General features: G+C 44.4%; 15 protein-coding genes. All 15 read left to right on the top strand.

Annotation, left to right across the window (positions count from 1 at the left end):
- Positions 1-1262: ABC transporter substrate-binding protein (locus tag CCU_RS01425; RefSeq protein WP_208895893.1), on the top strand; the 1262-nt coding region annotated here is incomplete at its 5' end.
- Between the two features lie 114 nt (positions 1263-1376).
- Positions 1377-2318 carry a carbohydrate ABC transporter permease gene (locus CCU_RS01420; RefSeq protein WP_015533296.1) on the top strand — a complete coding sequence of 314 codons (942 nt, stop codon included), beginning with the start codon at positions 1377-1379 and terminating at the stop codon, positions 2316-2318.
- Positions 2319-2328: 10 nt separating this feature from the next.
- On the top strand, positions 2329-3189 hold the full coding sequence (locus CCU_RS01415; RefSeq protein ID WP_022216607.1) for a carbohydrate ABC transporter permease: 861 nt from the start codon (positions 2329-2331) through the stop codon (positions 3187-3189).
- Positions 3190-3300: 111 nt separating this feature from the next.
- Positions 3301-4119, top strand: coding sequence for a YesL family protein (locus CCU_RS01410; RefSeq protein WP_015533295.1), 819 nt, complete (start codon positions 3301-3303; stop codon positions 4117-4119).
- Positions 4120-4298: 179 nt separating this feature from the next.
- Positions 4299-4871, top strand: coding sequence for an RNA polymerase sigma factor (locus tag CCU_RS01405; protein ID WP_015533294.1), 573 nt, complete (start codon positions 4299-4301; stop codon positions 4869-4871).
- Positions 4861-6420, top strand: coding sequence for a hypothetical protein (locus tag CCU_RS01400; RefSeq protein WP_015533293.1), 1560 nt, complete (start codon positions 4861-4863; stop codon positions 6418-6420). The genes CCU_RS01405 and CCU_RS01400 overlap by 11 nt, the downstream gene beginning before the upstream one ends.
- A gap of 2 nt (positions 6421-6422) precedes the next feature.
- Positions 6423-7817 carry a hypothetical protein gene (locus tag CCU_RS01395; protein WP_015533292.1) on the top strand — a complete coding sequence of 465 codons (1395 nt, stop codon included), beginning with the start codon at positions 6423-6425 and terminating at the stop codon, positions 7815-7817.
- 152 nt (positions 7818-7969) lie between these two features.
- Positions 7970-8920, top strand: coding sequence for an HPr(Ser) kinase/phosphatase (hprK, locus tag CCU_RS01390; protein WP_015533291.1), 951 nt, complete (start codon positions 7970-7972; stop codon positions 8918-8920).
- Positions 8921-8977: 57 nt separating this feature from the next.
- Entirely contained in the window at positions 8978-9919 is a 942-nt protein-coding gene (locus CCU_RS01385; protein ID WP_055223838.1) for an ROK family glucokinase, read from the top strand.
- Between the two features lie 291 nt (positions 9920-10210).
- Positions 10211-11125: a UDP-N-acetylmuramate dehydrogenase gene (gene murB / locus CCU_RS01380; protein ID WP_015533289.1), complete on the top strand. Its 915-nt coding sequence runs from the start codon at positions 10211-10213 to the stop codon at positions 11123-11125.
- Between the two features lie 27 nt (positions 11126-11152).
- Positions 11153-12031 carry an RNase adapter RapZ gene (rapZ, locus tag CCU_RS01375; protein ID WP_015533288.1) on the top strand — a complete coding sequence of 293 codons (879 nt, stop codon included), beginning with the start codon at positions 11153-11155 and terminating at the stop codon, positions 12029-12031.
- A 32-nt stretch (positions 12032-12063) separates the two neighbouring features.
- Positions 12064-13014, top strand: coding sequence for a DNA-binding protein WhiA (gene whiA, locus CCU_RS01370; protein ID WP_015533287.1), 951 nt, complete (start codon positions 12064-12066; stop codon positions 13012-13014).
- A 19-nt stretch (positions 13015-13033) separates the two neighbouring features.
- Positions 13034-13294: an HPr family phosphocarrier protein gene (locus CCU_RS01365; protein WP_015533286.1), complete on the top strand. Its 261-nt coding sequence runs from the start codon at positions 13034-13036 to the stop codon at positions 13292-13294.
- A 78-nt stretch (positions 13295-13372) separates the two neighbouring features.
- Positions 13373-16093, top strand: coding sequence for a tetratricopeptide repeat protein (locus CCU_RS01360; RefSeq protein WP_015533285.1), 2721 nt, complete (start codon positions 13373-13375; stop codon positions 16091-16093).
- A 92-nt stretch (positions 16094-16185) separates the two neighbouring features.
- A complete protein-coding gene (locus CCU_RS01355; RefSeq protein WP_015533284.1) occupies positions 16186-16677 on the top strand; it encodes a hypothetical protein in 492 nt (163 codons plus the stop codon).
- Positions 16678-16789 lie beyond the last annotated feature (112 nt).

Below are 16789 nucleotides of genomic sequence, written 5' to 3'. Positions count from 1 at the left end.
ATGCTTCAGCAACAGGAGCAATTGCAGCACCTAGCACAGATGGCTGGGATGACAGCAAGAAGATCTACGCTTACTCATGGGATGAGGATTTCTCAAAGAAGATGAACGTCGTTCTTGACAAGTTCCCAGAGTACAAGGACTATGTTGAGTTCGTAACACTTGGTGTTAGTGGAACAACAGATGAGTACAAGACAGCTATTGATACAGCTCTTACAAGTGGAGATAAGTATCCTTCACTTATCCCTGCTGATAACGATGTAGCTAAGTACTGGTCAGAGGATGACACAAAGACAGCTAACCTTACAGATCTTGGTTTCACAGATGATGTTATGGCTAACTCATATGACTTCGCTAAGCAGTATGGCACATACAACGGCGAGCTTAAGGCTGTTACATGGCAGGCTACAGCAGGTTCTGTATTCTACAGAAGAGACATTGCTAAGGAAGTTCTTGGATCAGATGATCCTGAGACAGTTCAGGCAGCTCTTGCTGATTGGGACAAGTTCTTCGAGACAGCAGACAAGTTAAAGGATGCTGGATACAAGATCGTATCTGGTCCTTCAGATGTTAAGTACGCTATCTGGGATACTCAGTCACAGCCTTGGGTAACAGATGACGGTTCATCAGAGAAGCTTACACTTGACGGTGCAGTTACAGAGTACCTTGAGACAGGTAAGAAGATCTATGATGGTGGATATTCAAACAACACAGCCCTTTGGGATTCATCATGGGCTGCTGATATGGCAAATGATTCAAAGGTATTCTGCTACTTCGGATGTCCTTGGTTCATCGGTTCAATGCAGGGTAACGGCGCTGTAGATGGTAACTGGGGAGCTGTTACAGGCCCTACATCATACCACTGGGGCGGTACATACGTAATGGTTGGTAAGGATACACCAAACCCAGAGCTTTGTGCATTCCTTCTTTACGAGTTAACATGTGATCCAGATGTTGGTGTTGATATCACAAACAAGACAGGTGACTGTGTAAACAACAAGGCAGCTAACGAGAGACTTATCAATGGTGAGCTTTCAAGCGAAAATGCAGCTCAGAAATTCCTTGGCGGACAGAACCCAATCGAGGTATGGGCAGCATCAGCAGAGGGAATCAACCTCAGCAACACAACATACCAGGATGCTTCAATCAAGGCATTCATCGACGAGGCAGCTACAGCTTACAACTCAAATACATACACATCAGTTGATGATGCTGTTAAGTACATCGAGGACAAGTGTGCTTCAGAGCTTGGTATCTCAAAGTAATCTATCCCTAAAATAAAGGATAAAACTATAAAGTAACAAAATGCACGCATCAGTAATGAAAGTTGCTGGTGCGTGTGTACTATAGACCAATATTTTAAGGGGGCGTATCACACTATGAAAAAGAACAAGACAGTTGAATATGGCAAGTATGGTTTGATGTTCCTCATTCCGTTCTTCCTTGTTTTCCTTATCTTTCAGCTGTATCCACTTATCTATACGTTCTACAACTCATTTATCTACTCAGCTAAGAATGGTAGATATGTGACAACAAGCGTAGGACTCGGTAACTTTACCAATTATGTGTTTGCAAAGACCGGAAGTGAGTTCTGGCAGGCACTTGCTATAACAGTTGTTCTGTGGTTGGTAAACTTCGTACCTCAGATCCTTCTCGCACTTGTTCTTGCTGCCTGGTTCACAGACATCAAGGTTAAGATAAAGGGTCAGGGTGTATTCAAGGTAATCATGTACATGCCTAACATCATTACAGCAGCTACAATCGCCGTTCTCTTCTACGGTATGTTCGAGGTTCAGGGACCTATCACGAGCCTGTTCAGAAGTTGGGGATGGTGTGATGAGGGTGGTATCCTGAATCATGGCTGGGCATCACTTATAATCATTGCTTTTATCCAGTTCTGGATGTGGTATGGTAATACAATGATCGTCCTTTGTGCAGGTATTCTCGGTATCAATCCATCACTTTACGAGGCAGCCAGTGTTGATGGTGCTACATCAAAGCAGCAGTTCTTTAAGATAACACTTCCACTGCTCAAGCCGATCTTACAGTACACACTTGTAACATCAGCTATCGGTGGTCTGCAGATGTACGATATTCCACAGCTCTTCAACGAAGGTAACCCGGTTGTAAGAGTAGGTGGATCAGATGTCAATTCTACAACAACAGTAGTTATGCTTATCAAGAAGTACGTAAGTGCAGGCCCTACACAGGATTATGGTAAAGCTGCAGCTTACTCAGTAATGCTTTTCGCATTCACATTGATTATAAGCTTACTGTTCTACAAGCTGACATCAGAGAAAACAGAAAAACAAGGAAAGTAGGTGAACAAAGTTGGATCAGACAGAATCAAAAGCAACGGGAACGAGGGTTTTAAGATATGTCATCTGTATCATACTTTGTTTCCTGTCAATCATACCGTTTTATATTTTGTTAATTAACTCAACACTTAAGTCCAGTGATATTCTTACAGGAATAAAGCTTGTTCCTGGATCACAGTTCATCACTAACTTCAAGGGACTTTTAGAGGGTGGTGCGAAGACGAGTGGAGTAAACGTACTTCAGGCTATGCTCAATTCGTTAATTATCACAGTACCTGCAACAGCTCTTCAGATCTACTTCGGTTCTCTGACAGCTTACGCAGTTACAGTTTACAATTTCAAGGCAAAGAATTTTGCATGGGGCTTCATATATGCTATCATGATGATTCCTCAGCAGGTATCTATCGTAGGTTTCATCAAGATATGTAACCTCACACATATTTATGGTTCATATCTTGCAATGATCATTCCAGCGATCGCAGCACCAACAACTGTTTACTTTATGAAGCAGTACATGGAGACTGGCCTCTCAGTAGAGATCGTAGAGGCTGCCAGAATTGATGGATCAGGAGAAATTCATACGTTCAACTCGATCGTACTTCCTCTTCTGAAGCCAGCTATGGCAACTCAGGCAATCTTCGGATTCGTTGCATCATGGAATAACCTGTATACACCTTCTATCATACTTGCTACAGAGAGAAAGAAGCAGACAATGCCAATGTACGTTCAGGCGTTAAAGGCAAATGATAAGTCAAGAGATTGGGGTCAGATCTATTGTGGACTTTTCACAACTGTTATTCCAATCCTCGTAATGTACTTCTTCCTTTCTAAATATATTATTGCAGGTGTTGCACTTGGTGGTGTAAAGGAGTAATATATATTGTAATCAATTAAATATAATGTAGGTATCGATGACTCTTGGGTCAATCGATACCCGCATTATATTATTTTTTTTACGAAACAATAAGCGAAGAGGACATTTTGAATGAGCGAGATATCAAACAACAGGGAAGAGAGCAGAGAGAATGACAGGGGAAAAGAGAAAGAACCACTTCTGAGACGGGCAATGGATGCGTTTGGAACTATATTTGCACTTAATGTGTGCTTTGTAGTTGGCTGTATACCTATATTTACAGTGGGAGCATCGCTGTCAGCTCTTTATGCTATGTGTATAAGACTGCAGGAGGATGAGGAAGAGACGGTTGTCGCCGGATTTATCCATGAGTTTAAGAGAAACTTTAAACAGTCGACCATAGCGTATTTCTTTATTCTGCTTGCGATATTTGTAATGTATTTTGAATTCCTGCTTGTCAAGAGAGTGACGGGATTCATATCTACATTCTACACAGGAATTCTTGTGACAGAACTTATATTTATGGGACTTATTGTTCCGTTTTTGTTCCCGTTGATAGCCAGATACAACAATAAGCTGGGAACCACGGTGAGAAACTCACTGGCTTTGGCTATCACATATAAGGGCTCATGGTTAAAAGTATTTATCGCATGGTTTGCACCTATATTTATATGCGTGAGATACCCTATGATATTTGTTAATATATGGTATCTGTGGGTTTTATTCATATTTGGTGCGATTGCATACGGAACCAGTACGACGATGAGGAAGATATTCAGACTCAACGAGAAGAAACTGGAGGAAACCGCCCGAAAAGCCGAGGAAGAGGCGAAGAAGGCAAAGGAGGAGGCTGAAGCTGCTGCGAAACTGTTAGAAGCCGAGGCTGAAGCTGAAGAAAAGGATAAAGAGGATACAGGGAATAAAGAAGACTTGGATTCGGAACAGGCATAAAGCCTGAAGATAGTGATATTTCCCATAAAAGAGGTTAAAGAGAAATCTTTAACCTCTTTTTTTATGAAAAAGTGTCACATTTATGATAATGTAATCGTTATATATAGTGAACGTTCAAAAAAGACAGAATATCAAGGGGTGTTCATGGCGGGGAACACATGAAAAAGGATAGGGAAATTATGCATAATGATAAGAAAGACAGCGAATTGATAGCAGAATATTATGACAAGTACGAACAGAAGTTATACAGGCTGTCGTATGCCGTATTGGGAGATATATGGCAGGCGGAGGAGGCTGTACAGGAGACATTTCTGAAAGTCATAAGATACAGGAATATGATAAAAAGGATGCCGGAGGAGAAGAGGTCGGCGTACATAACCAAGATTGCAAGAAATATCGCTGTTGATATGTACAGGAAAAATAAAAGAGATAAAGAGGCTGTGTGCAGTCTGCAGGGGGATGACGATTCCACGGAACTTGCAGACAACATCCTGTGGAGTCATGCCGATCCATCGGTGAAGAGCAATATGGCTGATGAGGTGGAGAACAGACAGTTGATAACAGGCATACTTGGAAGATTATCTGATGATGATGCCCTAGTGCTCCAGCTAAGGATAGTGCGGCAGCTCAGTGTAAGAGAGACAGCTGATCTGATGCGGCTGACAGAGGCTGCGGTCCGGAAGAAATATGAGCGGGCGGTAAAGAGAGCGCGAAAACTGCTGATGAAGGAGATGATGCTGGATGGAGAATAGGAATATGGAGAATGTTGATAACACGGACAATACGGTTAATATAGACAAGCTGTCTGAACATGAATTTTCGGCAGAATACAAAGCTAAAAAGGAAAGTCTGCTCGCCGGAATGAGAGATATGGAGGAGTCCGGCAGACCGACAGGCCTCGGGAAAAGACATGGAGGAATGGAGAGATTTATCAAGGTTGCAGCACTGCTGCTGTGTGGTGTGATCCTTATACCGGTATCGATCCATGCTGCGGTCAGCGTGTATAGATTTACGATCGAGAAGAATGGTGATTATGCAAGTGGAACGATAGAGCTCAATGACGATGGTGTTGCCACAGCTGCAGATGACACCGAGAGCACGGAGACTCTGGACGCGATGAAAAAGAGAATGGCGGAGGAGGAAGAAAATGGAACACAGAGCATAATGAAAGGAAGCGATGGTAATTCATACATGATAAATTCTGGCAAAAGATACGTGGAGATCACTCTTGATTATCTGCCGGAAGGCGTGGTTCAGGTCGAGGAATGTAAGTATGACAGCCCGGACAGGAAAGGATATATGGGAATATCCATAGCGGCAACCCAGTGGAATGGACAGTCGAATACTGTGATAAACCGAAGCATCGAGGATGCCACAGTCAGACAGGCGGGAAGTTATGAGTACCTGTTGTTTGAGAGGGGAGGAGTTGATTGGGGATTTGATAGAGTGCTGTACGTTCCGATAAAAGAAGAGTCCGTTATTCTGACTGTGTATATCGGCTGCGATATAACGGATGAGGAACTGGACAAGATCGTGACCGGAATAAATGTCAAGGATGCTGAGGGCGATGATCCATCTAACTGGGTCGGAGTTGACTCAACATTTTATGATGACAATCCGGATAATGTTGATACGATCCAGGTGGATGACAAGTACACATTTATAGGATTGGACGAGTCGTTTGTTGTGGATGGCGTAGAGATGACGGTAAACAGTGTGAACGTATACGATGACACCCGGGGAATAGATCCTGCGGATATGCTCTATGTTGTGGGAGATCTCAAGGAGAAAGGTCTGGTGGATACGGACGGAAACTTTGTGGATGTCAGATGTCGGAGGATGAACGAAGCGACAGATAACAGCTTTACAAGCTGGGGAGATTATAATAACAGCAGCTTGCGGATGGTTGCGGTGGATATCACATATAAAGCGGACTACAGAGCATATCCGTATGACGATATAGTTATAGATCTTGAGAGGGGAGAAAAACTCTCGGGGGACAAGCTGGCGCCACCGGTTGACACGAATTATTATTGCGGAGATGGTGAGCCTCGTGCGAGTTATGAAAGACGGATGACATATGGAGTACCTGCGTATGTAGTAGATGACGGCACAGAGATTACTGAAAAGAGCGTGGATGGCTACTGCTGCCTGAAGAGGGATGGCGAAGAACATTTGCTGACGGTGTATTTCCTTGTTGACGAGAGTGAGCTTGAGGATTGTTACATGCAGGTAAGTCCGAGCAGTTCAATGGCAGGTTATTATGAGTATATGACAATATATCTTGGTGAAGGAGAGTAAATATGAGGAAAAGAAGATGGATGATATGTGCAGCTTTGGTTTGCCTTGCGATGGCGTGCGGTGGCTGCGCGGATAAGAAAAAGGAAGCAAACACGGCGGTCATAGAGGGCGATGATATCAAGGAATACAGCAGCGGAACGGACACGTCCGGGGACACCGAGAAGGATGCAGATTATGATGACAGTGTGGGTGGACTTGCCAGAACACTCAGCATTCCGACCAGCGTAAGTGTTGATATACCTGTTGAAAATTGCGGAACTTTGGAGTCTGCAAGCATCAAAGCGTCGGAGATCAAGACTCCGGATGCCGATAAGATGTATACTAAGAAGTTCACCATGGGCAGCATAGGAGCTGAAGACAGGGAGACGATACTCAAAAGCATATTTGACGAGGAGGATGGAGTTTTCGAGTATCCATATGATATGAAGGACAGTGTGACACAGGAGCAGAGAGATGAACTGTTCGCTCATAGGGGTGCCGATGTGGATTACAGCAAGGATTATTTTATTGGGAAGATAGATGGAGTTGAATACATACTGTATTTTTATGATCTGTCGTGGATATCAGATGAGGGATTTTCTATCCAGCTTGCGGTGACGGACCCTGTTCCTGAAGATATGGCGGACAAGGGTGCGACATTCACGGAGTATACCTCATGGGATCCCGCGGAACTGATAACGGCAAATGAAGGGAATCCGTCGGACGTTCAGACTGATGAATCCAATATGAGTGGCATGGATGAGGATGCCGGAATGGTAAAAGCGCTGGACTACATGGACAAATGGGGCTTTAATGATGTGGTCCCTACATCACAGTCGGAGCTTTACCGCCAATATAGTGATGAGTATGGAGAGGTTGTAGGATATGAGAAGGATGGATACTCTGTGACATTTCAGGCGTCCGTGAATGGACAGCCGCTCTATCAGCCGGATGCATTTGGCATAGACACCATCTCAAACCAGAAGAATGCGGAGGACAGTGGTTCGTTTTCTGCAGAGAAATACTACTATACGGAGCAGTCCACATACAGTATCGCATTTACAGGAGAGAAACTTACGGGATTTACATGTACTTGGCCGATGAAGTCCGCGGGGGATATTCAGGATGCAGGGACACTGATCACCTGGGATTCTGCGGTGACAAGCCTCAAGGGAGTCATGGAAAGCCACTTTGCGGATTATACCGGATATAATTCAGTGGAGTTCAACGATGTGAGACTCACATATTTCAGGATAAAGACAGGGGACGGCGAGTATGAGGCTATACCTGTGTACTCATTTGCACAGTTGGATTCGGATCATTCCGACACTTACCCGATACAGCTTGTACTGATAGATGCGAGGGATGGAAGCGAGGTCAGCATGGTTCAGGATGAGGCGAGATTTCTGAATAAATAGACCACAAATGAGTTGCATATTTGGCTGTGTAATTGTGCATGTCTGCTTGACAACAGAGAGCGTACATAAGTATAATTAATTGCGATAAAATAAGTCATATTGACTATATTAGGAAAGGAAAAACATCGGTTTCGGTGTTGCAGAGGGTTTATATGGTTTACAGTGTTACGGTTACACAGCTTATAGAGAAGATGGATCTCAAGAACCATACTCCGGAGATCGATACGGATAAGATACTTATCCAGGATCCGGGTATGAACAGACCGGCAGTACAGTTTGGTGGATTCTTCGAGCACTTTGATGCAGGAAGAATACAGATTTGTGGTAATGTTGAGCATGCCTATGTGGCAGCTATGCATACTGAGGAGGAGAACAAGCGCATCATGGATGAGTTCTTCTCATACAAGCCGCCATGCCTTATATTCTGCCGAGGCCTTGAGCCATATCCATTTATCATAGAGATGGCAAAGAAGCATGGGGTTCCAGTACTCACGTCCGATGCGGTCACATCTGCATTTGTACATGAGGTGGACAGATGGCTGCATGTGGAGCTGGCTCCAAGAATATCGGTGCATGCGGTTCTTGTCGATGTATACGGCGAGGGCGTACTGATCATGGGTGAGAGTGGAATCGGTAAGTCGGAGGCGGCGCTGGAGCTTCTGAAGAGAGGACACAGACTTGTTGCGGACGACGTGGTTGAGATCAAGAAGGTCAGCGATGCAACTCTTGTAGGAAGAGCTCCTGACATAACAAGGCATTTTATTGAACTCAGAGGAATTGGAATAATAGATGTGAAATCACTGTTTGGTGTTGAGTGCGTTAAGATAGATCAGAATATCGATCTTGTCATCAACCTGGAGGAGTGGAGCAAAGATACAGAATACGACAGACTCGGACTTGAGGACAATTATATGGAGTTCTTGGGAAATAAGGTGGTAAGTCACAATATACCTATCAGACCGGGAAGAAATATCGCGATCATAGTTGAGTCGGCGGCTGTAAACCACAGACAGAAGAAGATGGGATACAATGCAGCTCAGGAGCTTTATAACAGAGTTACACAGAATATTATGAAGGGCAACGGCGGTGGTGACAAGCAGTAAATGACTGCCGGCCGTGATATTACAATAAAAAGCGGAGAATGTGGAAGGAGAAAAAACATGGCTAAGTATGTATTTGGAGTTGATGTTGGAGGAACTACAGTAAAGATGGGACTTTTTACCGTTGAGGGCGAACTGCTCGACAAGTGGGAGATCAAGACCCGCACAGAGGACGGTGGAAAGAATGTTCTTCCGGACATTGCTGATTCTATAAAGGAAGTTATTGAAAGCAAGAAGCTTGCAAAGGAAGATGTTGAGGGCGTTGGAATCGGAGTTCCGGGACCTGTCAAGGAGGATGGAACGGTTCTCAAGTGTGTAAACCTCGGATGGGGAATACTGAATGTTGAGGACGAGCTGGAGAAGCTGATCGGATATCCTGTAAAGGCTGGAAATGACGCAAATGTCGCTGCGCTCGGAGAGATGTGGCAGGGCGGTGGCAAGGGCCACAGCAATCTGGTAATGGTAACACTTGGAACAGGTGTTGGCGGCGGAATCATACTCAACGGCAAGATGCTGTTCGGCGTGAATGGTGCCGGCGGTGAGATCGGACATATATGTGTTGACGATTCAGAGACTGAGACATGTGGATGCGGAAACAAGGGATGTCTGGAGCAGTACACATCTGCAACAGGCGTGGTAAGACTTGCGGGCAGAGCTATGGCAGCTTCAGATAAGAAGTCAACTCTCCGTGAGCTCGAGGCTGTTACTGCAAAGGATGTATTTGACGCAGCAAAGGCAGGAGACGAGCTTGCACTTGAGATAGTTGATACACAGGCACGTATCTTGGGTCGTGCGCTTGCACAGATAGCATGTGTAGTTGATCCTGAGATATTTGTAATCGGTGGAGGCGTGTCAAAGGCGGGCTCCATACTTACAGATTCAGTAAAGAAGTATTTCGAGCATTATGCATTCCATGCATGCAGACAGACAAAGTTCGCACTTGCACAGCTTGGCAATGATGCAGGTATTTATGGAAGTGCATGCAGCATACTTGGAAGGTAATTGACCTGAATGTAAATTCGGTAAAATTTACCAGTAGAATTTGTGAAAATATCCAAAGGTTTTGCGAAAGATGGTAAATTTATATTAAATTTTAATATTGAATTATAAAAGTCTTTAATGTATGATGAATTTAATGGTGATGAATAGTGCCGTAAAATCCAATATATTAAAGACTTTTATTGTGTATGTTAAGAAAAAAGCAGTTCTCTGTGACAGAGGGTGCTTTTACTTTTGTTTTAAAATACATGCACATGTGAATAAAATATAGAAGACAGATTGTATGAGGTTGACATGTCAGATTTAGAAATATTGAACAGTATTCGAGAGATAACCGGAGAGAAGAATGCAAGCGCAGATGAGGTGATGAGCGCACACACTACCTTCAGGGTGGGCGGTCCTGCCGACTATTTTGCGAGTCCTTCTGATGCAGATCAGGTTGCGGGGCTTATAGAACTTTGTCGGAAATGTGAGATACCGTATTTTGTTCTTGGTAATGGCAGTAATCTGCTTGTGTCGGATGCTGGCTACAGGGGCATGATAATCAATATAATGGACAATATGAATGGGATAACAGTTGACGGTGATGTGATAACAGCCCAGGCCGGGGCAAAGCTGGTGAGAGTCAGCAGACTGGCAAGGGATAATTCGCTGACCGGTCTTGAGTTTGCTTCCGGGATTCCCGGTACTATAGGCGGTGCGGTGTATATGAATGCGGGAGCTTATGGTGGTGAGATGAAGGACGTTGTCACCAGTGTCAAGGTGATGGATGCCGATGGACATATATATGATATGTCGTCGGATGAACTGGATTTTTCGTACAGACACAGTGCTGTGGAGGCTGAGGGGCTCATAGTTCTTGAGGTTACCATGAAGCTGGCAGCAGGTGTGCAGCAGGATATAGATGACAGAATGAAGGAATTGTCGGATTCCAGAAGAACAAAGCAGCCGCTTGAGTATCCGTCGGCGGGCTCTACATTCAAGAGACCTGAGGGATATTTTGCGGGTAAACTTATAATGGAAGCAGGACTCAGGGGATATTCTGTGGGAGGAGCACAGGTGTCCGAGAAGCACTGCGGATTTGTTGTGAACAGGGGCGGTGCAACCGCTGCTGATGTGACAGGTCTGATCCATGATGTACAGAAGAAGGTTATGGATCAGTTTGGCGTGATGCTGGAGCCTGAGGTGAAGATGCTTGGCGATTTCTAGCATTTAGTGAGACAGGGAGAACAGAGCATGAGATTTGTTATTGTGACAGGAATGAGTGGAGCAGGAAAGGCAACGGCGCTTAAGACGCTTGAGGATGCCGGATTTTTCTGTGTTGATAATCTGCCTATCCAGCTTATAAAAAGATTTGCCGAGATCGCTTATGATGAGCAGATCCAGGTGGATGATGTTGCTATCAGTGTTGATATCAGAAGTGGAAGGGCTTTGTCACAGCTCAATTCGTGCCTGGCGGATATCAGAAGAGAGGGCATGAATTATGAGATCCTGTTCATTGAGTGTTCCAATGCAACTCTGGTAAAGCGTTATAAAGAGACTAGAAGAAACCATCCTCTTTCGGTCAAGGGTGGGCGAATAATAGATGGAATAAACAAGGAGCGTGAGCTTATCGGCTTCCTCAAGGAGGAGGCTGATTATATAATCGATACTACCAACCTCCTTGTGAGAGAGTTTAAGGCGGAGCTTGACAAGATATTTGTGCAGAATGAGGAGTATTCGAATTTCATAATTACGGTCATGTCATTTGGCTTTAAGTATGGAATACCGAGGGATTCTGATATAGTTCAGGATGTGAGATTTCTGCCTAATCCGTACTATGACCTTGAACTCAGGGAGAAAACGGGAAACGACAAAGAGATACAGGACTATGTTATGAACTGCAAGGAGGGCCCTGAGTATCTGGAAAAGTTTATAGATCTGATAACATTTTTGATACCGAATTATATCAAGGAAGGCAAAAATCAGTTGGTCATTTCCATCGGCTGCACAGGCGGAAAACACAGATCCGTCACGATAGCCAATGCTGTCTATGCCCGTTTGCAGAAGTCAAAGTATACAGTGAGGATAGTTCACAGGGATATTTTGAAGGATTCAATAGTCAAGAAGTTGTAGCATGTAATAACAGATAGTATAGCAGGTGGAATATGTCATTTTCTTCAGACGTTAAGATGGAGCTGGCAGGGAATGTCCCGGGAGCGAGGCATTGTCAGATAGCTGAGCTGGCTGCGATGATCTCAATGGTGGCATATGTGAGATATTGGGCTGGCAGACCGGCCGGGCTGGTGATAGTTACAGAGAGAAGTGTTATCGCAAAGGAGATAGCTTCCCTGATAAAGAGGCTGTTCAGATATATTCCGGACTCAAGTGTAAGAAGGACCGGAGCTGACAGCAGAGTATACAGGATGGAGATCAATTCTCCGGAGATTGTCAATACGATACTGATGACCTTGAAGATAGAAAATGAACATGAGTGTGAAGGACTGATACAGTGTCAGCTCATGAAGGTCAGCAGGATGGATGTTCAGCAGGATTGCTGCAGAAGAGCATATATAAAAGGAGTGTTCATGACCTCGGGATCAATCAGTGATCCGAACAAGGGATACCACATGGAGGTGGTGTGCGAGAACGAGGGAAGGGCACAGTTCATACAGGAGATAATAAACGGATTTGGTGTGGAAGCCCGCATAATACAGCGGAAGAAATACTACGTCGTCTATCTGAAGGATGGAGAGATGATAGTTGATATGTTGGGAATAATGGGGGCACACATATCCCTGATGAATATGGAGAACATAAGGATCAGGAAGGATATCCGTAACAATATCAACCGCAGGGTCAACTGTGAGGCCGCAAACCTCAACAAGACCGTGAGCGCTGCTGTAAAGCAGATGAATGACATTAATTACATAATAGAGACAAAGGGCATAGGATATCTGCCCGATAACCTTCAGGAGCTGGCGCTTGCCAGACTGGAGAATGAGGATGCTTCCCTTAAGGAGCTTGGTGAGATGATGACGCCGCCGATCGGTAAGTCGGGGGTTAATCATAGATTAAGAAAAATAAGTGAAATCGCAGAAGAAATGCGGGGCTGTTGATGAGCCCAAGGAGGATGTAATGATCGAAAAGACAGTTGTTGTATCAATGATGGGAGAGGCAGAGGAAAGACCTGTTGCAGTTCTTGTACAGATTGCAAGTCAGTATGACAGCAAGGTTCACCTTGTTACCGGAGATAAGAGAATCAATGCTAAGAGCATTATGGGTATGATGAGCATGAACTTCGAGAATGGCAGTGAGCTCACTATAGTTGCAGACGGTGCTGACGAAGAGGCAGCAGTCAATGCACTTTCAGAATATCTGACAAAAAACAATAAGTAATTTGGATGATTTATTGCACCTCGGATGTGTATGTGGTAAAATAAATTTATCAATGGACATTTGTCGGAGGAACAGGATATGGGATTTTTTGACGGATTATTAAAGAAGATACCATTCGTATCCAGATTTTCCAAAAAGAAGGAACCGGTCAACAATGTGGAGCTCCAGTTCAACAAGGCCATGAACCTTATGGACAACGGAGATGCTGAGGAATCAGTAAACATACTTGAACAGGTTGCAGACATAGGAATAATGGATGCGCAGTATAAGTCATATGGGGATGATGCTCTTCTTGCACTTGCAGAGTTTTATGAGAAGGGAAAGTACCGCAACGCAGTTGTGGATGTGGATCTGAATAAAGCTACCAAGTATTACGAGAAGTATGTGAATCAGAACCATGACGGCGATGTTATATTCAAGCTTGCCAAGATGCTTCTGGAGGTTCAGAACTTCTCAAAGGCAATCAAGTATTATGAGCTTGCAGCCACAGATTACGGTATAAAGGCAGCGTATATGAGCCTCGGTTCAATATACGAGAGCGGACTTAACAGAGTGGATGAGTACGGCAACAAGAGTGATTATGTTGTGCCTATCGATCTGGACAAGGCCATGATGTGGTACAAGAAGCTTGCTGATACCGGTGATGCCAAGGCAAAGGCTTCATACGAGAGAGTTGAGTACATGAGTACCCATGGTGACAGCCTTGAGTTCGAGGAGAAGGACAAGCTGTACACGGATATAGCAGAGGCCAGAAAGGCAAAGGGAAAGGAGCCGCGTTACAAGGTTATCGAGGCTTCAAGACTTCAGTATCAGTACACATATGTACATGATCAGGTTGAGGGATTCATACACAAGCTTCCAAAGGGCTGGGTGAAGACGATCAACGAGTCGACAGGCGAGGAGTATTACGCACCAAGTCTTACATATAAGGATTTTGCAATGTATGTATATTATGACAGTGTGCCAAAGGATTCAAAGATGACTCTTGAGAACTACCTGAGATACTGTAACGATGCGTTTGACGAAGAGCTGCAGCTCAAGGCGTATGTCACAGAGTATGCAGATGGAATATGTACGACTTACTATCACAAGGACATGGAGAAGGGAATCGTGTCATTTGCTTTCTATCATGGACGTAGACTGGCATGTATGAGATTCGTATGTGCTACTATGGAGATCATAGAGCAGTACGAGGAGATCATATTTGAGACAGCCAACTCATTTGCGTTTGTAGATCCTACACTGGCCAGTGACCACAGTGCCAACAGAAAGGATATGCAGTATTATAACGAGGCTATATACTGCTACTACCTTGAGGATTATGAGGGTGCCATGAGAGCCGCAAAGCAGGCTCTTAAGCTTGGAAGCATAAAGGCAAGTTACCTTCTGATAGAGCTGTACTACGATGAGGACAGCCCGTACAGGGATGTTGAGAAGACTATAAGCTATGCAAAGCAGTTGTTTGAGGCGACTAAGGATCCTGAGCTTGCATTCCTTCTTGGAATCGTATACGACCAGCAGCTCAAGGATTATGTGAAGGCAGTTAACTGGTATGAGAATGCAGAGCGTCTTGGACACAAGAGAGTTGCATTCTATCTTGGAAGAATATATTATTACGGTCTGCTCAGAACGAAGAGAGACGGAGGCAAGGCACTGTCTTACTTCAAGAAGGCCAGAGAGAACGGTATTCAGGAGGCTGAGGGCTATATCAAGGATCTTGAGGATCTCAAGGGAGAGGACCTTCAGACAGCCGTTGAGAAGTGGGAGCGTGCAGTGGAGGCCGGAAGCGAGTCAGCGGCTATCAAGATAGCCATGATGAAGCAGAGACAGATTTTCTACATTGCAACACCATATGAGATTGAGAAGGCTTATCTTGAGGCACTTGGTCTTGGAAGCGCCCGTGCCGGATATGAGCTCGGAAGAATCTATCAGGTACAGGAGAAGCAGGATAACTACAGGGGCGAAATCAAGAGTATCAAGTATTTCGAGAAGGCGTTCAATGCGAACTTCGATGACTGGGATAAGGAGAACCTGTTCAAGGTCATCAATTACAAGGTTGAGAAGGGCCTGGCAAACGACGAGGCCATCAAGTTGTACATAGAGAATGCAAGTATGGGATATGTTCCGGCTATAGAGAAACTTATCGGACTTGTGCCTACAACTACCCAGCAGATATGGAGCCTGTATGACGCTCTTATCGATCTTGCTGAGACCGGTGATGAGTCAGCGATAGTTGCCATGAACAAGCTGGAGATGAACTATGTAGACCTCATACTCAGAGAGCCGGCCAAGGGACAGAAGGTTGTGGAGAACAAGTTCTTCAGACTCTGTGTTCCAAAGGAGTGTAACTCAGTCATCAACGATGACGGCGGTACTATCAAGATGGCTGATTCAGTCGTTGAGTTTGCAGTTGCCGAGATGCCTGTCAATGCTACGGCAGAGCAGGATTACCTGAAGATCTACAAGCTGATAGTTTCGGAGTATCTGCCTGATGAGAATGCGGATGTGATCATTGCAAACTCAAGAATGATCGGATCTGCAATAAGGGCTTCAAAGGATAACGTACATACATTCAGCATCCTTCTGATAAGCTCCAAGAACCAGTACATATTCAAACTGAGTTCCAAGGACAGGCGTCAGATGATGCAGTTCAAGGATGTCGTAGTTGCAATAGCCAAGTCTCTTGTTGAGACAGGTGAGATCTACAAGGCGACAGAGGAGGGCAAGAAGAACATCGGTCTTGCATTCCTGCTGAAGGCTAATGAGAGTGGATTCCTGTCGATCGGCAAGGGAGAGTAATACAACAGGATATCAATTAGATCAGAATGATCCCGGAGGACATATCTCCTCCGGGTTTTTTACCCCATAGGGATAGAGAAAGGGAGCATATTATGCCGGGACTTAACAAGAGAGAGCTCACGAGCAAGCCTTTGAGAATGGATTCCAGAATGGCGAGGGATTTGGAGAGATTATCTGATTATACCGGTTATTCTCAGAATGAGATCATTCTCATGTCCATAAAGAAATATCTCTTTGAAAATCGTGGGTATTTCCTGCGGGATATGGTTGAGGAGAAATGCCTTTTGCGCATTGAGAAGGAAGTAAGGATCATGCGTGGAGAGACCCATCTGAAGTATGGAGACATGACGGTGGATGTGGTGAAGTCAGAGAATGCAAATGGTAATATCAACTTATATGTAGCGACTATAAGACTTCGTAATAAGCTTGGAGAGATATTCTATGAGGATGTGCAGGAGCTGGATATGTCGGGAAAAGACTGGGAATATTATAAGGAGTTCCTGTATGAGGTTGTGATGAAGTATATGGATATCGATGAACCAGCACTTAAGACGTATTTCAGGGAAAAATTCCTGTATGAATAGTATAAAGTGATAAAAAATCAGAGAGTGCAATGATATGGGTTTAACTATTTACATTGCAAATTTTTAGTGGTATCCTATAATAGATTTGGAAAAAGTGGTCGAATCGAGGTGA

Origin of the sequence: Coprococcus sp. ART55/1 (assembly GCF_000210595.1) — a bacterium.
Lineage (GTDB): Bacteria > Bacillota > Clostridia > Lachnospirales > Lachnospiraceae > Coprococcus > Coprococcus aceti.
This window is presented reverse-complemented; position numbering and strand designations above follow the sequence as displayed.